Source organism: Rothia mucilaginosa (genome assembly GCF_901875305.1).
Classification (GTDB): domain Bacteria; phylum Actinomycetota; class Actinomycetes; order Actinomycetales; family Micrococcaceae; genus Rothia.
Map to the genome: position 1 here is coordinate 457,082 of NZ_CABFLY010000001.1, position 19,236 is coordinate 476,317.

The following is a 19,236-nucleotide window of genomic DNA, read 5'->3' on the forward strand; positions in this document are numbered from 1 at the left end:
GGGCGTGCTTACTCAGCGTTACCGAAGAGGTAGACCTTCGCTTCGTAGGGACGCAGCAGGGTGCCCTCGTCAGTGAACTCGCGGTTCTCGTCGCGGTAGTTCGAGCTAATCAGCTTCGGAGCGTTCTCGATAGCCTTCAGCTCAGTCGGGGAGAGCGCCTGCGAGTTGGTCAGCACCACCGAATCCAGGTTGCCGCCCGCGTAGTTCAGCTGAACGGTGTCATCGGTGAAGTTCGCGACGACCAGCAGGGCGCGCTCGCCGGATGCGGCAGCATCCTCGTCGGAGTTCACGCGCAGGTAGGCGTAGACCTGATCATCTTCCTCATCCAGCAGGCGGTACTCGCCGGTCAGAACAATCGGGTGCTCATGACGTAGCTTAATCAGGTCGCGGTAGTGGTAGAACACCGAATCCTGGTCTGCCAGCTCTGCCTCTGCGTTGATCTCGGTGTACCGCGGGTTCAGCTTCAGCCACGGGGTGCCGGAGGTGAAGCCCGCGTTCTCGCCGGCGGTCCACTGCATGGGGGTGCGTGCGTTGTCGCGGCCGGAGGCGCTGATGTAGCGTAGCATGTCCTCAGCGGAGACTCGGCCTGACTCTTCAACATACTTGCGCCAGGAGTCGTGAATCTCCAGGTCGTTGTAGTCCTTCACATCGTCGAAGAAGACGTTGGTCATGCCCAGCTCTTCACCCTGGTAGATGTAGGGGGTGCCCTGCATCAGGTGCAGCACGGTGCCCAGCATCTTGGCGCTGACGGTGCGGTACTCGGGGGAGTCGTTACCGAAACGGGAGACGGTGCGCGGCTGGTCGTGGTTGTTCCAGTACAGGGAGTTCCAGCCGCGGCCGTGCAGGCCCTCCTGCCAGTGGGTGAGGACCTTCTTGAGGTCAACCAGGTTGAAGCGGCGGTCGGACCACTTGCCGGTCACGCCGCCCTCGGAGGCGTCCACATCCATGTGCTCGAACTGGAAGACCATCTGCAGCTCGTTGCGGTCGAAACCGGTGTAGAGTGCGGCGTCGTCCACGGTTACGCAGGGAGTTTCACCCACGGTCATGACCGGGTACTTGCTGAGGACCTCGCGGTTCATTTCCTGCAGGAATTCGTGCACGCGCGGGCCGTTAGCTGCGACAGCCAGGGAGTTGTCGAGGCCACCGGCCAGTACTGCCGGGTCCTCGGGGAAAGAAAGGTCCTTGGAAATCAGGTTGATGACGTCCATGCGGAAGCCGTCCACACCCTTGTCGAGCCAGAAGCGCATGATGTCGTAGACCTCTTCGCGGACCTTCGGGTTCTCCCAGTTCAAGTCGGGCTGCTTGATAGAGAAGTAGTGCAGGTAAAACTGGCCGGTCGCCTCGTCCCATTCCCATACGGAGGGGCTGAAGCAGGAAATCCAGTTGTTCGGCGGAATCGGGTTGCCGTCCTCATCGAAACCTTTGGGGTCGCGCCAGATGTAGTAGTCGCGGTAGGGGTTGTCCTTGGAAGAACGCGCCTGCTTGAACCATTCGTGCTCGTCGGAGCTGTGGTTGACGACCAGGTCCATCATGAGCTTGATGCCATGCTCGTGCGCGGTGGCGAGCAGCTCGTCGAAGTCTTCCATGGTGCCGAACTCCGTCATGATGGCGCGGTAGTCGGAGATGTCGTAGCCGTTGTCGTCGTTCGGGGAGGCGTAGATGGGGGAGAGCCACAGCACCTCGATGCCGAGGTCTGCCAGGTACGGGATCTTCTCGGTGATGCCGGGCAGGTCACCGATGCCGTCGCCGTTGGAGTCGTTGAAAGAGCGGGGGTAAATCTGGTAGACCACCGGTTCCTGCCACCACTGGGTCTGGGTCGTCATGGGGGTTCCCTCCTTTGGGGTAGATGAGTGTTGTGTGGTTTGCCCTGCTGGGGTGAGGGCTGTTAAGGCTTGGGGTCTTTAAGACAGCTGGTCGAGGGGCTTCAGGACGCTCTCCGGTGCCCAGCTTGCGGGGTCAATCTCCAGGAGCAGACCGCTGTGGTCGGAGATCGCCTCGGGGGAGTTATCTCGGAAGACAACCGCGTGGGATGCCACGTCGACCATGCGATCAGCGAAGACGAAGTCGATGCGCTTGGCGTCCGAAGAGCCTTCCCAACCGGCAATTTCGCGGTGGACGGTGTTCTCGCCTTCGGCGTGCTTAGCGATGGTGCGGGTGTCGATCAGGCCGGTGGAGGTTACGAAAGCGTAGCCCTCGTCAGGCAGGTGGGCGGCGGAGTTGAAGTCGCCGCCGAGCAATACGGGCGCGGTGAGGGCGCATTCTGCCAGAGCGTGCGAGAGTCGGATGAACTCCTGAGCGAAGAGGGGCTCGCCGTCGAAGTCCCACCAGGACATGTGGGTGGTGGCGCACCAGAAAGGACCGGAGGGGGTCTCGATGAGGGCGGCCTGTGCGGCTCGACGCTGCACCTGGAAGTAGGTGTAGTCGGGAGACATCTCGATGGGCCTGATGCCGCGAATCGGTAGGCGCGAGAGGATGGCCACGCACTCGTCGTAGCGCTCCCAACCGAGGTGAGTTTCGGTGAGGGTCCACTCGTAGCGGGCGCCGAGTGCCTCCAGTGCGCGTACGAGGAGTAGAGCGTAGTTATCTTCGCGGACTGGGATGCCCGCACCGCCGCGGAAGTTGAGGGGCTCCTTCACCACGGGGGTCGAGGTGAGCTGGTTGACTTCCTGCAGGGCGATAACGTCCACCTGCTGATCAACGATGAACTGCGCGAGGGTGCGAATCTTGTCAATCTGATGGATTTCGCACCAGCTGTGGGTGTTGAGGGTGAGGAAACGCATATATATAAGTTTCGATTGAGTTTCGGGTAGGGATACGGGGGCGCGCCGGATGATTCTCTCGGTGGATACTCTGAATGGTGGAGGACGGTCTCCGATTGCGCGAGTATGTTTATGCTATCGACTCTGTGCCTTGGCAGATAGGCGAAAATTCCGATTATTCCCCAGTATTTTTACCCGGTGCCGGGATATGTTTCAGGTTGTGAAAAACTCTTTCAGAACTGCTCTTCGGGTGCCTACCACTCGGAGTGAAGTGGCATTATTATTTCTGTCCAAAACACATTCGGCATTTAGCGCGCGCAGTCGTGTGGTGTGTATCTCATACACTTTCAATGGTGTTTATAAAGATGCGATAGCCCTGGCGGGCAAAGACCGCCCGCCCCATGCGCCCGCTCACTCGACAACCCGAAAGGGCATATAGCCTCATGATGGAAAAAGTACAGAGGTTCGGCTCTGCCATGCTGGCACCCGTGCTTCTCTTCGCATTTGCTGGCCTCGCGGTTGGTATTGCGATCATTGCACAGAACGGCGAATTGATTCCCCTCGCCGCAGATAAGAACAGCCCCTGGAACCACTTCTGGTCTGTTTGGGAGTCCGGCGCATGGACCGTCTTCAACCAGATGGAACTGCTCTTCGTAATTGGTCTGCCTATTGCACTGGCAAAGACCGCTAACGCACGTGCAGTGATGGAAGCTGCCATGGTCTACCTGACCTTCAACTACTTCGTTGGCACCATGCTCAAGGTATGGGGCAAGGGCGGCACCGGTTTCTTCGACCTGGACTACACCACCGACATCTCTAAGAGCGCGGCAGGTACCGGTCTGAAGATGATTGCCGGTATCAAGACCATGGACACCGGTATCTTCGGTGCCATCATCATCTCCGCAATCGTGGTGTGGGCTCACAACCGCTGGTTCGACAAGAAGCTACCCGACTTCCTCGGCATTTTCCAGGGTTCCCAGTTCGTGTACGGTGCATGCTTCTTCTTGATGATGCCCGTGGCATTCCTGTTCTCCTGGCTGTGGCCCTACGCTCAGCACGGCATCTCCTCCCTGCAGGGCTTCTTCATCGCATCCGGCGCTATCGGTGTGTGGGTTTACACCTTCCTCGAGCGCTTCCTGATTCCGACCGGTCTGCACCACTTCATCTACTCCCCGTTCGTCTTCGGTAACGTTGTCACCCCGAACGGTATTGCTAAGGACTGGCCGACTCACCTGACCGAGTTTGCTAAGAGCAACAAGCCCCTGAAGGAACTGTTCCCCGGTGGTGGCTTCGCACTGCACGGTAACTCCAAGGTCTTCGCACCCATCGGTATTGCAGCAGCGTTCTACACCACTGCTCGTCCCGAGAAGCGCAAGGAAGTTCTCGCTCTGATGATTCCCGTCTGCCTCACCGCGATTCTGATCGGTATCACGGAGCCTCTCGAGTTCACCTTCCTGTTCCTGGCACCCCCGCTGTTCCTGGTCCACGCTTTCCTGGCAGCATCCATGGCAGCAATCATGTACCAGCTGGGTCTGGTCGGTTACATGGGTGGCGGTCTGTTGGACTTCCTGTTCCAGAACTGGATTCCGCTGTGGTCCAACCACTCCGGCACCTACCTCATGCAGATTGGTGTGGGCCTGTGCTTCACCGTCCTGTACTTCCTGATCTTCCGCTTCATGATTCTGAAGTTCGACTTCAAGACCCCCGGTCGTGAAGAGGACGGCGGCGAGACCAAGCTCTACAGTAAGGCAGAGTACAAGGCAGCTAAGGCCGCTGAGAAGAACGGCGGCGCAGCAGCTGTCGCCGCCGAAGACGCCGACCTGTACGCACCCCGCGCGGCTGGCTTCCTTGAGCTGCTCGGTGGCGCAGACAACATCACCACCGTGAACAACTGCGCAACCCGCCTGCGTGTCTCCGTGGCTGATGAGTCTCTGGTCAACACCTCGGATGCAGAGTTCAAGAGCGCTGGCGCCCTGGGTATTGTTCGTAAGGGTAAGGCATTCCAGGTGATTGTTGGTATGGATGTTCCTCAGGTCCGCGAGCGTTTCGAGACCATGGTGAACAGCTCCAAGACCAACGTCTAGAGCCTCTCATAGATACTCGTCGCGTAGGTTTACGCATCGGGTAATGAAATAATCCGCTTCGCCGGCGGTACCGGATACACCCGGTACCGCCGGCGAAGCTGTGTATATCCATCCCGTCAGGCTCTTACGCGGGTCTCTCGTGGAGGGCTTCGCGTGAGCGGGAACATCACGGCAGAACCGGGCTGCGGAATCTGAAGCGTGTACTATTTATATATTGCTCACCATCGGATTCAGGAGCTCTGAGTGGACCTACAAGACGTCGTGAATGCGAATCAGCACCGGTTCAGTGAAACTGAACGGGAAATTTTGGCCTTCATGCTGGAGAACGAAGAATTTGTCGCGGAGTCGACGATCAATTCTTTGGCTCACAAAACTTACACCTCGACCAGCTCAATTATTCGATTGACGAAGAAGCTGAACTTTTCGGGATTTGCTGAGCTGAAGTACTTCATTAAGTCTTCCCTTAGCCGTAGTGAGCCCTTCAACCCCCGCTTCATTGAGAGTGGCCGTGAGGATATTCAGCGTACCTACGACTACCTCGACCACATGGAGCTGAGCGGCCTGCTTAAACGCATCTATGAGGCACGCACCGTCTACTGCTTCGGCACCGGTTACGCCCAGCGTAACGCTGTGCAGGAGTTCGCTAAGTCCATGCAGGCTTGTGGCAAATTCTGCCATGTGATTCCGGCGCGCAACGAGTTCGAGAGCGCTATGAACACCATGACTCAGGACGACGTGGTGATTATTGTGTCGTTCTCAGGGCAGACCGAGAACATGCGCGAGCACATCAAGATGCTGTCGCTGCGGCGCATTCCGATGGTCGCGGTCACCGCAATTGGCGTGAACTATATGTCCTCGCACGCCGAATACTCTTTGCATTATCAGGCGACCCCCACCCACATCAGCACTCAGCGTAAGCCTTACCACTCGTTTGTGGCCCTCTGGGTGGTGCTGGATTATGTGGTGCGTCGCTACATTGAGTACTCCGAAACTGCGCGCCGTGAATCTCTCACGCAGCAGGCTGAGGATGTCCTCGACGGAGGCTCTGGGGCCACCCCGTAACCGTGCCACTCTGTAACTGTGGGCGCACATTGCCTGGAGTCACCGCTTTTACTTCCGTTGGCCTGAATCTACTTCCTGAATCAACCCTGAAAGAGACACCTTCGTGACCGCAATCCTGGCGCTGATTGATAACTCCGAGAAGATGCGTAAGTACCTTTTCTGGTACCTCATGATCATTCCCGCTCTCCTCTTTGTGTGGATTGCCGTGGGTGCGGCAAACTCCCAGATGAGCTTTCAAGATGCGATGAAGATTCCCTTCTTCACGGTTGCCTTCATGAATGGGTGCCTGAGCCTGCTGCTGGGCGGTACCCTTAAGTTTGCGGGAATCGAGAATGAGCGCACTGAGCGAGCCTATTCGCTGTACCTGGCCATTCTGCTGGCTGTTATTGGTAACCTGCCCGGTGCGCTCCTCTCTTTCTTCCTCTACCGTTCCCTGCGCCTGGGTAACCTGGAAGGCGAGCTTGCTCCCAGGTACCGTTGGGCCCTGCTGGCGGCCATGATTTTTTATGTCATGGTGGCTCTGGTACTCACCGTGGCTAATCTCTCTATGACGCTGGGCTAGGCCGTCGTCGTAGGTTGAAGAATTTTTGAGCGCGAGGACCGCTCACGAAGCACCCCTGGATTGCGCGCACAGCCGTGCGTCACACTGACATACAAGGATAGTCGAGACGTGAATCACACTCCTGATTCTGTTCACATGCAGAACACCGACGGAACCCCGAGCGATACCGCCGAGGCGCCCGTCGCATCGGCGAACCCCGAAGAACAGGCGCAACCCGCCGAAGCGACCGAACCCGAGCCGAACATCACCGAGCTGCCCCCGCACCTGAACCCCGCCCACGAGGACTTTGACCCCTCGACGGGGCTTGAACGCTGGGCCGAACAGATGGACGTCTACACCGGCCCCGACGCGATGCTCGACTTCAACCAGGTCGACTACGTGCACATCGACCTGTCGGATGCGAATCCCTCCGGCCTGGCGCAGCTACTCGCCGGACGTAAAACCCGCCTCTCCACGATTCTGCGCGACAAGTCGCAGCTGGAGGCCGGCATGCGCTCCGCACGCACCCTGCGCACCAAGATTTACGAGCTTGCCACCGACCACGGACTGGACTCCGGTTACTTCGTGGCGGGTACCGCCTCCTGGCTTTCGCACGACACCCGCGAGGCCGCCGCAGCCTACGAGAAGCGCTTTATCGCGCCGATTCTCATGGCGCCGCTGAGCATCACCCCGCACCCGAAGGACGACGATTTCGAGCTGCGCCTAGCCGGTTCTGCGCGTCTGAACCCCGCTATGGTCCGCCAGATCAAGCAGGAATACGGCATCGACCTGGGCACCATGGATGTGGCCCAGCTGGCGAACTCCATGTCTCGATTGGATCCCGAGCCGGTCATCGAGCGTATGCGCGCCTCCGCCGGCCGTATTCCGGGCATGACCATTGAGTCGAAGTATTTCATCTCCACCTTTGCCGACCTGAAGGAAAGCCTCGGTGAGCTACCCCATACCGCCATCACCCCGCTGGTTCGTGACCTGGCGGCGCTGAAGGTGCCCGGTGTGAAGCCGCGCGAGCTGAACGCCCACAACCTGCAGCAGCCTCTGGATCAGCGCGACCCGGCAGAGGAAATGCTCCTGCTCGATGCGGACGCAAACGCTCAGGACATTATCGATACCGCGGTGAGCGGCTTCTCTTTCACGGTGACTGCGGCCCCCGGCACCGAGCCGCTGCGTACCGCCGTGAATATTGCCTCCGCCCTGATTGGGCGCGGTAAGTCCGTACTCGTCGTGGGCGAGAAGCGCTCCACCCTTGCCGAGTTCTCAGCCCTGCTCAACCGCACCGGTATCGATAGCTTGCGCTACGACCTGCTGGCCGAACACGACTCTGAGGGTCAGCGCGCCGAATTTATCCGCGCCATCGTCCGTAACGAAAGCGCCGAGGAACCAAACTCCGAGGACCTCAACGACGAACTGCGCACCACCCGCCAGACTCTTATCGACCACACCCACGCCCTGCTCACGAAGGACCCGCAGTGGCAGGTTTCGGTGTACGCCGCCCTGCAGCGTCTGGCCGAGCTGACCGCATCCGAGGACGGACCGGCTACCCGCGTGCGCTTTGACCGCCCCATGCTGGACTCTCTCCTGGAGCGTGACCAGGTGCGTGCCGAGCTGGTGCGCCTGGGTGAGATTGACGGGTTTGCGGCGACCTCGCGCACTTCGCCGTGGTATCGCGCTCGCCTGGTCAATGACGACGAGGCCGCCGATGCCTACGCCCTGGTCATTACCCTGAAGTCCTCCCTGCTGAACCTGCGCGAGGCCATGAACCGCATGAGCGCCATGTTGGGTCTGCGCCCGGGCCGTACGATTGCAGAGTGGGAGTCGCAGCTGGCGATTCTGATGCGCATCCGTGAGACGCTTAAGCGTTTCCGCGCCGATGTGTACGACCGTCCCGTGACCGATTTGATTGCCGCAACCGCTTCGGGCGCGTGGCGTCGTGAGAACGGCATCGAGATGAGCAGTATGCAGCGTTCCCGCCTGCGCCGCGCCGCGAAGGAATACATCCTGCCCGGTGTGAACATCGGGGATCTGCACGAACAGCTCAAGATTGTGCAGACCGAACGGGCCGAGTGGATTCGCCACATCGAGGCGCCCCGTACCCCGCAGATTCCGCAGAACCTGGAGCAGCTGGCTGACGCCCTGAACTCCCTGGTGTCCGAGTTGGCGGGCCTAGGCATCGTGCTTGCCGATACGGTCGAAGGTACCGACTTTGTGCGTACCGACCTGGACGCCCTAGACGCCCGCCTGGATGCCCTCATGGCTGACCGCGTCTTGCTCATGACGCTGCCTGAGCGTGATGCTCTCCAGCAGAAGCTGCACGAGCGCGGCCTGTCCGAGTTACTGGATGACCTGTACGCTCGTCAGGTACCCACCGAGACGGTAGCCGCTGAGCTGGAGCTTGCCTGGTGGCAGTCTGCTTTGGAGTTCCTGCTGGAACGCCACGAGGGTAAGCTGCTGGACGGCGACCGTCTGCGAGACACCGAGTCCCGCTTCCGCCGCGCCGACTACGCCCACATGACCAGCGCCCCTGCGCGTCTGCTGGCGAAGATGGCCCGCGTGTGGACTGACCGCATCGAATCCGAGCACGATCAGGCGGCGTACCTGAAGAGCCAGCTGCGCGGCTACGAGTTCGTGCTCGAGGAGTTGCTGACGCACGCTCCCGTCATGGCACGCACTTTGCTGCCCTTGTGGACTGCCAGCCCCTTCGCCCTGGCCCGTAAGGTACCGGCCTCGATGCGCTTTGACGCGGCCATCCTACTGGATTCTGAATCCACCCCGTTGGCAGCCAACCTGCCGGCCATTACCCGCGCTGACCAGGTGATTGCCCTGGGAGACCCGCACTCGGGGTACCCCTCGCCGTTTATCGTGTCCGCCCCAACTTTTGGTGCGCCGGACCCCGCCGATGAGCAGCTGGACAGTACCTTCGACGTGCTTGCTACGGTACTGCCGAACCGCACCTTGGCCATGTTGCACCGCAGCGTGGACCCGGTGATTCTTGATTACCTGAACCGTGAATTCTATGGTTCGCAGCTGCACGCTGCCCCGGTGAGCCGCGCCTCCGCGCAGCCGGCTGCAACCCTGACCGTGGAATACATCGACACCCGCGGCAAGGTGAGTGATAACGCGAACCTCGATTCGCCCGGTGTGGAGGTCGAGCGCGTCACGAACCTGGTTCTGGAGCATGCCTACCGCACCCCGGACCGTTCCCTTGCGGTCGTGACGGCCAGCCCCAAGCACGCTCAGCGCGTGGCCGAATCGGTACGTCACGCCCTGAGCCTGTACCCGCAACTCGCCCCGTTCTTTGCCGCCGGCGAGGAGTCTTTCCGTGTGGTCGATCTGACTCGTGCCGAGACCCTTGAACGCGATACCGTGATCTTCTCGCTAGGCGTGGGACGCGCCCGCCTGGGTCAGGCCTCCTATGACCTGGGTCAGCTCTCTGCCGAGCACGGCCGTCAGGGCTTCGTTGTGGCGCTGACTCGCGCTCGCCGCGCCCTGCGCATCGTCTCGTGCATCGACCCGACCGAGCTGGACCCGCAGAAGCTACACCACGGCGCGGTCGACTTCTACCATCTGCTGCGCGAGCACGCGGAACGACAGGCTCGAGAAGAGGCCGAGGCGAAGGCCCAGCGCGTGCCCGAAACTCTGCCGCGCAACGCCTTCCTGGCTACTGACGAGCAGGAAACCCCCGATTTGGGCGATTGGTTGCTCAACGACTTGGTGATGCGTCTGCAGGCCCGCGGCATACGCGTGACGCAGGGCGAGGGTGACATCGCGTTGATTGCGCACGCCCCTGAAAAGCTTGTGGCTGAGCCGGTGCCTGCCCTGGGTGTGGCTCCCATGGTTTCCTCCAGCCCGAGTGCCCCCGCCGCGATGCCTCTGGTGGCTTGTTCCGACGGTGAGCAGAACTATGCGCGGGCCTCGGTGCGTGAGCGTACGCGTTTGTTGCCTGAGCGCCTGAGCCGCACCGGCTGGAACTACATCACGCTAGGCACTTTGGAGGTCTTCTCCGATCCGGACGGCGTGGTGGCGCGCATCCTGCACTACCTGGACATGGATGAGGATGCTGAGGTCCGTGGCTAGCTATTCGCCGGTACCTAAACCCCGACGCGGTAACCGCCGCGTGAGCGGGGGCGGAACTGTGGGAGGAGCCGAACCCCGTATTGCGGGTCTGGACCCGTTGTCGGAGGCGTCCACCGCCGCGGCCCCTGGCGACCGGTCGGCCGCGCCAAAAACTGCCGGCTCCGGTGGCGGATTGCAGAAGAAGCGTGCCGCGCGTCGTGCCGCGCAGCCCCTTACTCCCGAGGAGAAAGAGCGGCTGGAGTGGATGCGCCAGCAGCGTCCCCCGCATTGGGGTAATAACATTGTCTAGGCTTCGTCGGCCCCCAGGTCGTGAATTGTAGCTTGATACACGCTAGGGCGGCGGGTACTCATTTGAGTGCCCGCCGCCCTAGCGTGTTGCTGATTTATCGCGTTCTGCGATAGCTATTTTGAGTTCTTATCGGTGCTGTAGAAGCCGGAGCCCTTGAAGGTAATGCCCACGGTGTTGTAGCGCTTGCGCAGGGTTTCCTGACCACATTTGGGGCAGACTCGCAGGGCGTCGTCGCTAAAGGACTGGCGCTGTTCAAATACGTGATTGCAATTCTTACACTGGTAAACGTAAACCGGCATAACTTCCTTCGCCCATTGATATTTCGTTGATTACGGTTAATCGCGTGGTTTGAGTGTACCGCTTTTATATCGTGAGGGGGTATTTTGTTGTCTTCTCAGGAGAAAATACTCTTCTATGGGCGATGCTTCCATTATGAGGGGTTCTGTGGGGTGTGTTCTGCCGGCTGGTAGGTGCCTTCTTCGGTCAGGATGACGGGCAGGACGCTGTCCCAGCGGTCGTAGGGAATGGTTTCGTAGATTTCCTCGGCGAAGACGATGCCGAGGGTTCTCTCGCGTAGTTGTTCTTCGCTCAGTAGAGGGATAATCCGGTCGTAGTAGCCGCCTCCTTGGCCGAGACGACGCCCGGTCGCATCGTAGGCGAGGGCGGGGATGAGGTGCATATCGGCTTCGATGAATGCCTGCACGTCGTGTTCCTCGCCCTCAGGTTCGGGGATTCCCATGGGGCTGCGGGGGTGTTCAATGGTGGGATCCCACTCAACCCAAGCGAGGGTGCGGCGGGGACGGACGACCGGCACGATGATGCGGTGTCCGGCCTCGTGCAGGCGGGTGAGAGCTTCGGTGATGGGTGGTTCCGAGGGGGTGGGGAGGTATGCGGCGACTGTGCCGGGGGAGTGCAGACGGTTTTGTGTTTCGCGCAGTATGTTTTCGGTGAAAAGGTTCTGCATTTGCTGTTGGCCAGCGGGGCCGCGCTCGCTACGGGCGATGAGGCGACGCGGGCGGATCTGTGAACGGAGGATGTTCTTATCGAGGGAGATGTCCTCAGCGCTGGCTCCTGAGTCGGAGGTGCTGGTGGCTATGGCGGTGTTGAAATGCATGGGGGTCCCATCGTCGTTGCGGGGGGGGGGCAGGAGATGCCTTGGGGTGAGTCATAATCCTGGTGGGTGAGCCTCACACTTCACATGTAGTGAAGATTTGTGAAGGGGCGCACAGCTTTTAGTATAGGACGGTTTAAAGCATAGAACGGTGTGCTAATCTTTTGATATTTTCGGCATACGCACAAGCTTATATGTAGTTAATCACGTTAAGGATTTTTCATGTCATAGTTTCATAGATTCGGCCTAAGTACTTTACAACTTAGGGTATTCTTGTGGCATGGCTACTGAAATTAAGTCTGTTACTAAGGCGGTTATTCCTGCCGCCGGTCTGGGCACTCGATTCCTGCCCGCCACGAAGGCCACCCCGAAGGAAATGCTCCCCGTTGTTGATCGCCCCGCGATTCAGTATGTCGTGGAGGAAGCTGTTCGTGCCGGCCTGCACGATGTTCTGATGATTACCGGTCGCAACAAGCGCGCTCTGGAGGACCACTTCGATCGTGTTCCCGTTCTGGAACGCCAGCTCGCTGAGCAGGGTAAGGACGCTCTGTTGGCATCGGTTGTTGAGACTAACGAGCTTGGTAGCGACCTGCACTATGTGCGCCAGGGCGACCCGAAGGGTCTGGGCCACGCTGTGTTGCGTGCGAAGCGTCACGTGGGTGACGAGGCTTTTGCTGTTCTGCTCGGTGACGACCTGATTGATGAAAAGGAAGATTTGCTCTCTCGCATGGTGGAGGTCCAGGAGCGTACCGGCGGTTCCGTTGTTGCTCTGATGGAGGTTCCCCGTGAGGCAATTTCGGCTTATGGTGCTGCCGCTATTGAGGCAGTCGAGGGCGAAGACGGCTTCGTCAAGGTCACCGGTCTGGTAGAGAAGCCTGCAGCTGATGAGGCTCCCTCGAACTACGCTGTGATTGGCCGTTATGTTCTGAGCCCGAAGGTGTTTGAGGTTCTGGAGAATACCGCTCCGGGTCGTGGCAACGAGATTCAGTTGACCGACGCTCTGCAGACCCTGGCTCAGGGCGATGGCGAAGGTGAAGGTGTCTACGGTGTGGTCTTCTCTGGCCGTCGTTTCGACACTGGCGATAAGCTCTCTTACCTGAAGGCTAACGTGATTCTTGCTTCTGAGCGTCCCGAGTTTGGCGATGACCTGCGCGCTTGGCTGAAGGATTTCGTGGCCGAGAACTGCTAAGGCTGTTCTTCCATAACACCTGATGCACCCCGGTTGGGGGGTATCAATCACCAAATACGCTGAGGGAGGCGTTCCTTGTCGGCTTGCCGAGTAGGGGCGCCTTCCTCAATTTATTTGGTTGCTCTGTCTGATGGGGAGATGGAGTGACTAATACGTGCGCAATATTGCGCATAACGTTGTGTATGCCGTCCGGGGTATATGCGCTCATCCATCCCGTTTTTACCCTGTATGGAAAGAAACGGGAATATAAGGGTATGATTTAAATCTAGGGATTTAGGGACGATAGAGGGCGACCTGACATGACGTTGTTGAACGCCTCGGGTGTATTGGTAATTCTGACCGTGATTTTGCTGCTGTGGTTTGTGCCCAGGAGCCTGCGTCGCGCACCCGTCGGCCACACGGTTGAGCCCGAACGACCTCTGATTAGCGCCGAACGCACCCCCGAAGATATTCTCGCCTCTGCCGGCGTGCTACTGAACGAATCTGAGGCGTACCAGTCCTCTGACCACGCCGTAGCGCCGGGTACTTCCCTGCCTTCTTCTGCTCTTCCGCGTTCCTCTTCTTCCTCGCACGCCGTGGGGGATAGTGCGGCGCCCCAAACGGCGTCCATCTCGCAGATTCGGGATTCTTCTCCTGTGGCCCCGTACACGGGTGAGATTCCCATGGTAGAAGAGCCCAAGCAATCCCTGCTTTCCTCTCTTGATACGTCGACCCCTTCGGGTGTGGCCTACTTGGTGGCTGCTGGAGCCGGTGTGGCCGCCGTGCTGTGCCTGCTTTTGGCTCTTTTTGGTCTGATGCCTTGGGCATGGTTCGTGATTTTTGCCGTACTGGGTGGTGTGGCCTGGGGGGCGGGTCGTTTTGGTCTGGCCGATGCCCTGCGTCAGCGTCTTGATCGTCGCGAATCTGAAGATGATAACGATGACGAGCAATCTGGCATCGACGGTGATGATGAGCGGCATAACCGCGAAACCCTTGAACGTGAAACCGAAGAGTCTGCCCCGGTTGATGGCGAGCGTCCCGCGCAGGCCTCCGCGCCCAAGGCTTCCGGTGCGCAGTCTACCCGCCGTGCCGGTTCTTCTGAGGAGTCGTTCCCGAAGCCCCCGGCTCCTGTCGCCGAGTCCCGTACGCAGGAGCCCCGAGTGCAGGAATCCCGAACCGCTGAGAACGCTGATTCTACGCAGGATGCACCGGCCCACCGCCAGGTGGAGGCGCGCCCTGCCGCTGCGGTTACGCGCCACGCACAGCATCCGGGGCGACGCCCCCAACGTTCGAGCCGATTCCAGCCCATTCGCCGCGGTAGTGTGCTCTTCGATCAGGAGAGCGGTAGTGGCTCTGCCTCTCAGGCGGCACCCCGTGCTACTGAGCCCAAGCCTTCGGGTGAACAGGTAGTGGCAGCTCAGCCCGTCCCGCCCGTGCAACCCACTCAGCAGGTAGCACTTCAGCAGGCCCCGCGTGTTGCTCCTCGGGTCGAATCCGCGGAGCAGGTGGCTGTGCATCGGGCGGCCCCCGCTCGAGAATCTGAGCCGCATGTGCCGACCGAGTTCTCCGCTCCTCGTTCTGCTGCCGCTTCGCAGGAGCGCCTGGCGGTTCAGCCGGCTCCGCAGGCAGTGCGTTCGGATCAGCCGGCGGCCCGTCCGGCTCTGCGTGATGGTTCCCCGGTGCGCCCTGCGGCTCAGCAGGCTCCCGCCCCGGTTCCGGAGGAGATTCCGTTGCCGGACGTTCTGGATGATTCTGAGTTCGACGCCCTGGATATCGCCTCGTTGAGCAACCCCGCAACCCAGCAGGGCTCGTCGCTTGGTGCATCCGGCCGTGCGGGAAGCCGCCATCCCGGTGGTGGGTCTTCGTTTGAGGCGGTCAGCAACACCTGGAACCCTGTGCAGCTGCCGAAGCCTCTGAGTGCCCTGCACCGCGAGAATGACGAAAAGAACTCCAAGAAGTAGTGAGATAGACTCCGGTGGCGTGCGATGTGGATGTGGGCATTGCCGAGAAGCCTCTGAGAATCTCCGAAAATGAATGTCCCGAAGGATAGAGTCCTTCGGGACATTCGTTGTATTCGGGGGTGTGTCGCCGTGACTATTCGGGGGATGTGGGCAAAAAGAAAGGGAGCCCCGTCCGTGGGGCTCCCTTTCCAGCATCACACACAGGAAGAAAGTCTTCTAGACCGATCGGGGAGGCCTTCCCACAAGGCCAACCCCATTCGGTAATAAAAATATAACCTAATTCGAGAGTGTACACAAACCGAAAATGGCGACAGCCCGTCACTAAACCAAGGTTGCCCTAAATAAAATCCGGGCCGTTGTTGGGAAGAGCGGGGTATTGTAGGGTAGTAAAAATCTTTAAAAAATTTTTGAGAAACATGCCGAAACCCTTCGATATCTCTCGAGACCCCTCGAGACTCGTTGTGTGTAGGTATTGGACCCCGGCAGAAAAGGGGGCTTCGCTATGGGCTTTGTCTTATGGGCTTTGCTAGAAAGCAATAATTGCCGAATCGCTATGGGACATCTGCTCACGCTTCATGTGTGACCCTCTGCCGAGGCAATGCATGTCATGAAATAGCCCCGTTTACTCTCTGGGAGAATTGGTGACGCCGTTCATGAGAGAATAACCGGATGAAAGAATGGATTAACTCTCTACCGATTGAGGTTGCCCTACTCTTCATGTGGATTGTGGGAATTGTTCGCACCTGCCTGGTCTATTGGGCTGCAGCCCTGACCGCGAAGGGGAGCGCACGCCTCCACCGTATCCGCGAGGCAATGGAACGTCCCCTGTACCGCAAGGCTCGCGCCTTCATTAACCGTTGGGGCGTTATCGCCGTGCCTCTGTGCTTTCTGACCGTGGGTTTTCAGACGGCTGTCATCATCACCACCGGTTTTACCCGTATGCCCCTACGCCGCTGGATCCCCGCGATGCTGATCGGCACCCTCATGTGGGCCGCCATCTACACCACGATTGGCTTCGCCATTCTCGCCGCCCTCGGCCTGGAGCCCTGGATGTTCCCTGTAGCCCTGGCCTTCGTGGTGGCTTGTGCGGTCATCATCTCTGTGGTGCGTGAGAAGCGCATCGACCGCAAGGGTACAGCTGAAGACCTCACCCAGCGCGACTAACCTCGCTGGGCGAATGTGCTAGCGTGGAGGGATGAGTTCAACCGACACCTCCACCGCAGGCACTCCTGAGCAGCCTCCCGTAGCTACCGCAGAGTATCGCGAAGACCGCGCGGAGCAGGCAGTACTCCTCGATGCGGCCGATACAGAAAAGCCCTCCGAGGCGCCTACCCGCGTGTATCTGCACCCCGAGCAACTGGCCATGATTCAGACCCCGGAGGCTCTGCCCGTGCCGGTTCTGCAACGCTCGGCCCTGCGCGTGAGCTACGTGCCCGGCATTATGCCCGGCAAGTGGTTCAACCGCTGGCACGAACGCTATGGCGACCGCGTGCCTCTGGCGGAGGTGCCGGTGCGCGAGGCGCGCGGCCTGGACTCCCTGCACCAGAACCTGCAGCTGATCGAACCCGAGCTCGCGGAGAGCCTCGAATCGGCGGGCCCCGCAGAGAACGCGGAACCCGCGCCCTTCGAGCGGCTGGACATTCCCGAGAACCCCTTCGCCCACATGAGCATCCTGCGCCCCTATCGTGAACCGGCCAGCACCGACGGCGAGAAGTACCACAGCATCCGTCTTTACGAGGAGCTACCCGTGGTTATCCTGCCGACGGATCATGTGCTCACCGTGCTCGATGAGGTGCCCGTGGCCGAGCTGGCTGAGGAGTTCCTGCTCCAGCCCGCCTCCGATATTCCTGCTTATGAGGAGGTGTCTCGCTCCTGGCGTGAAAGCTCCGGCCGTATTGTGCCCGAGGGTCTGAACGATCAGGAGACTATCGAGCTGGTGGCCGCCGGTGTGGGTCTGTACATCGTGCCCATGTCTATCGCGCGTTTCTATCACCGCAAGGACCTCACTTACCGTCCCGTGCCCGAGCTGGACACCTACCCGGTGCACCTGGTCTGGCCGCGCGCGCCCAAGGGCGAACCACGCCCCGAGGAACTTGAGGATCTCCTGCAGGACTTTATTGGCATTGTGCGCGGGCGTACCGCCAGCAGTGATCGCGGTACCGAAACCCGCCAGGCCCGCGCTGAACGCGTGGCCGCGGAGAAGGCCAAGGCTAAAGCGAAGGCTCGAGCCGCTAATGCACGCCGCGAGGCACGCGATAAGAAGCGAGCCAATGCTAAGAAGAACGGTAATGCCCGACAGCACGCCCGTCAGACTTCCCAGGCCGCTTCGGCGCGCCGGGGTAAGAAGCGCTAGGCGGTAAAATCGAACCATGGCATTATCAATGGAAACCCGACCAGCTGCCTACGCGGTCATCATCGAGCAGGGTAAGTTGCTCATGACCCACTGGGTGCCCGAAGACCGGAATCTCAGCCCCCTCTGGTCCCTGCCCGGCGGCGGTATGGAACCGGGCGAGCAGGCCGATGAGACGGCGCTGCGCGAGACCCTTGAAGAGACCGGATACAGCGTCGCTATCGAGGATATCTTGGGTGTGCACGCCGGCCATTTTCCGGTGCGTTCGCCCCAAAAAGACCCGGATGCGTTGCCCTTCTGCGCTCTGCGGGTGGTTTTCCGCGCCCACGTTGTCACCGGTGAACTGCGCCACGAGGTGAACGGGTCCTCCGACACCGCGCGCTGGGTGCCCATCGCCGAACTCGATACGATTCGCTACGGCACGCTCATCGACGAGGTTGCTTCCATGATGGGGTACACCAACGCCGCGAGCTGGGCCCGAGAATACCGCGAATTTCTCGCTGATGAGAACGCCAGGAAGCTCACCTCATGACCCGCCCCGCCCTAACCCGCCGCGCCTTGCTGGGCTCTGTGGCGCTTGCCCCGTTGCTAGCCACCTGCTCCACCCATGACGCAACGCCGCAGGTGGACCCCTCCGCGCCCGCCTACGGTACTTTGCGTATTGGCTATGGCGTATTGCGCGAGATGCACGCCGTAGCTCACGTGTACGCTCAGGCTCTGCGGAGGGTCGGCTACACTGTCGAACTGGTTGAAACGGACCATAGCCGTCGCCAGGCCTTGCGCGCCCTCCTCGCGCCCTCGGGACGCCCGGAAAACACCGGAACCGAATCGACTGCCCCCGAAGTGAACAAGGTTGAAGCCACCGCCGCCTACGAGGCGCTACCCGCAGACCGCGGCACCGCTTCTGGCCAGGCTCAGAACATCAAACCGCTGGATATCGTCATCGACTACAGCGGTGACCTGCTACTCTACCTGACCGATGATGGTAAGCTCAGCCCTGCCGCCGTGCAGAATGAGCGTGTGGCAGCCTCGGTAACCGCCTCCGCTGCCGCTGCCGGGGTGACCCTACCCCCGGCCCCCACGCAGAACCCCAGCGTTACCCCCAGCGACGCGGATTCTGGCAGCGGAACGAACGGCGGGGCTTCCGGTACCGCAAGCCCCTCCGCGGGTTCTTCGACCGACTCAACGGCCACCGCATCGGCAACCCGCTCGACGGACCCCATCAATTTGCGCGCCATGACCACCACCGACATGACCAATGCCATCTCGCGCATCCTGCCTGAGGGGCTGAACCTGCTGAACGGTGCCGGCGCCACCAACCGTGACGTGCTGGTCACCACCCGCGCTGTCAGCGCCCGCCACAAGCTCACCTCACTGGCTGGCCTGCGCGATGTGCACGCCGCCCTGGGCTTTTCCATTCCTGATAGTTATTCGACGGGGACCTACGGCATCGAGTCGTTGCGTAGCCTTTATCGCTACACGGCCCGCACCGTCAAACAGCAGAATGACCCTGCCGAGCGTGTACGTTCCCTCACCGATGACAGTGTGCAGGTGAGCCTGCTACATAGCGTGAACCCTGCTATTGACGATAATCGTCTGGTCGTGCTGGAGGACCCTTCCAGCGCCATGTTGCAGCAGCAATTGGTGCCGATTATTCGTCGTACCTTGCCAGATAGCGCTCGTAACGCGATTAACCGCGTATCATCTACACTAGACACGGGTAACCTCTCGTTCCTGCTGCAGCTCACCAGCGGATCCAACCCCATCGCCGATGACGACGCAGCGCAATTCATTTTGGATCACCCTAGAAAGTAAAACA

The 19,236-nt window shown here is 60.2% G+C and carries 15 protein-coding genes; 11 read left to right on the forward strand and 4 right to left on the reverse strand.

Annotated features, from left to right (window positions below; all coding sequences use genetic code 11):
* Nucleotides 1-8: 8 nt before the first annotated feature.
* Together JX292_RS01985 and JX292_RS01990 are read right to left on the reverse strand one after the other, a co-directional pair.
* Nucleotides 9-1,823: a glycoside hydrolase family 13 protein gene (locus tag JX292_RS01985; protein WP_204860753.1), complete on the reverse strand. Its 1,815-nt coding sequence runs from the start codon at nucleotides 1,821-1,823 to the stop codon at nucleotides 9-11.
* A 78-nt stretch (nucleotides 1,824-1,901) separates the two neighbouring features.
* On the reverse strand, nucleotides 1,902-2,780 hold the full coding sequence (locus tag JX292_RS01990) for an endonuclease/exonuclease/phosphatase family protein (protein ID WP_204860755.1): 879 nt from the start codon (nucleotides 2,778-2,780) through the stop codon (nucleotides 1,902-1,904).
* A 422-nt stretch (nucleotides 2,781-3,202) separates the two neighbouring features.
* Between JX292_RS01990 and JX292_RS01995 the strand changes: the two genes are divergently transcribed.
* From JX292_RS01995 to JX292_RS02015, 5 genes are all read left to right on the forward strand, one after another.
* Nucleotides 3,203-4,843, forward strand: a complete 1,641-nt coding sequence (locus tag JX292_RS01995; protein WP_204860757.1) for an alpha-glucoside-specific PTS transporter subunit IIBC — start codon at nucleotides 3,203-3,205, stop codon at nucleotides 4,841-4,843.
* Nucleotides 4,844-5,086: 243 nt separating this feature from the next.
* Nucleotides 5,087-5,905, forward strand: a complete 819-nt coding sequence (locus tag JX292_RS02000) for a MurR/RpiR family transcriptional regulator (RefSeq protein ID WP_204860760.1) — start codon at nucleotides 5,087-5,089, stop codon at nucleotides 5,903-5,905.
* A gap of 103 nt (nucleotides 5,906-6,008) precedes the next feature.
* Nucleotides 6,009-6,467 (forward strand): cell shape determination protein CcmA, encoded by a 459-nt coding sequence (locus tag JX292_RS02005; protein ID WP_204860762.1) that lies wholly within the window; start codon nucleotides 6,009-6,011, stop codon nucleotides 6,465-6,467.
* 135 nt (nucleotides 6,468-6,602) lie between these two features.
* Nucleotides 6,603-10,538 carry a DEAD/DEAH box helicase gene (locus tag JX292_RS02010; RefSeq protein WP_345771430.1) on the forward strand — a complete coding sequence of 1,312 codons (3,936 nt, stop codon included), beginning with the start codon at nucleotides 6,603-6,605 and terminating at the stop codon, nucleotides 10,536-10,538.
* 58 nt (nucleotides 10,539-10,596) lie between these two features.
* Nucleotides 10,597-10,827 (forward strand): hypothetical protein, encoded by a 231-nt coding sequence (locus tag JX292_RS02015; RefSeq protein ID WP_239653577.1) that lies wholly within the window; start codon nucleotides 10,597-10,599, stop codon nucleotides 10,825-10,827.
* Nucleotides 10,828-10,940: 113 nt separating this feature from the next.
* On the opposite strand, the gene JX292_RS02020 is transcribed toward JX292_RS02015, so the two are convergent.
* Nucleotides 10,941-11,126 carry an FmdB family zinc ribbon protein gene (locus JX292_RS02020; RefSeq protein ID WP_204860765.1) on the reverse strand — a complete coding sequence of 62 codons (186 nt, stop codon included), beginning with the start codon at nucleotides 11,124-11,126 and terminating at the stop codon, nucleotides 10,941-10,943.
* Nucleotides 11,127-11,257: 131 nt separating this feature from the next.
* A complete protein-coding gene (locus tag JX292_RS02025; protein WP_204860766.1) occupies nucleotides 11,258-11,941 on the reverse strand; it encodes a 5-formyltetrahydrofolate cyclo-ligase in 684 nt (227 codons plus the stop codon).
* A gap of 277 nt (nucleotides 11,942-12,218) precedes the next feature.
* Between JX292_RS02025 and galU the strand changes: the two genes are divergently transcribed.
* The 6 genes from galU (at nucleotide 12,219) to JX292_RS02055 (ending at nucleotide 19,232) form a co-directional block, all read left to right on the forward strand.
* Nucleotides 12,219-13,127, forward strand: coding sequence for a UTP--glucose-1-phosphate uridylyltransferase GalU (gene galU / locus JX292_RS02030; RefSeq protein ID WP_204860767.1), 909 nt, complete (start codon nucleotides 12,219-12,221; stop codon nucleotides 13,125-13,127).
* Nucleotides 13,128-13,426: 299 nt separating this feature from the next.
* Nucleotides 13,427-15,067, forward strand: coding sequence for a hypothetical protein (locus JX292_RS02035; RefSeq protein ID WP_204860768.1), 1,641 nt, complete (start codon nucleotides 13,427-13,429; stop codon nucleotides 15,065-15,067).
* Between the two features lie 669 nt (nucleotides 15,068-15,736).
* On the forward strand, nucleotides 15,737-16,231 hold the full coding sequence (locus tag JX292_RS02040) for a DedA family protein (protein WP_204860770.1): 495 nt from the start codon (nucleotides 15,737-15,739) through the stop codon (nucleotides 16,229-16,231).
* Nucleotides 16,232-16,262: 31 nt separating this feature from the next.
* Nucleotides 16,263-17,420: a LysR substrate-binding domain-containing protein gene (locus JX292_RS02045; protein ID WP_204860774.1), complete on the forward strand. Its 1,158-nt coding sequence runs from the start codon at nucleotides 16,263-16,265 to the stop codon at nucleotides 17,418-17,420.
* Nucleotides 17,421-17,448: 28 nt separating this feature from the next.
* The gene (locus JX292_RS02050; protein WP_239653578.1) at nucleotides 17,449-17,949 is read left to right on the forward strand and encodes an NUDIX hydrolase; all 501 of its coding nucleotides are present in this window, start codon (nucleotides 17,449-17,451) and stop codon (nucleotides 17,947-17,949) included.
* A complete protein-coding gene (locus JX292_RS02055; RefSeq protein ID WP_204860776.1) occupies nucleotides 17,946-19,232 on the forward strand; it encodes a glycine betaine ABC transporter substrate-binding protein in 1,287 nt (428 codons plus the stop codon). Before JX292_RS02050 ends, JX292_RS02055 begins: the two co-directional genes overlap by 4 nt.
* Nucleotides 19,233-19,236: the final 4 nt, after the last annotated feature.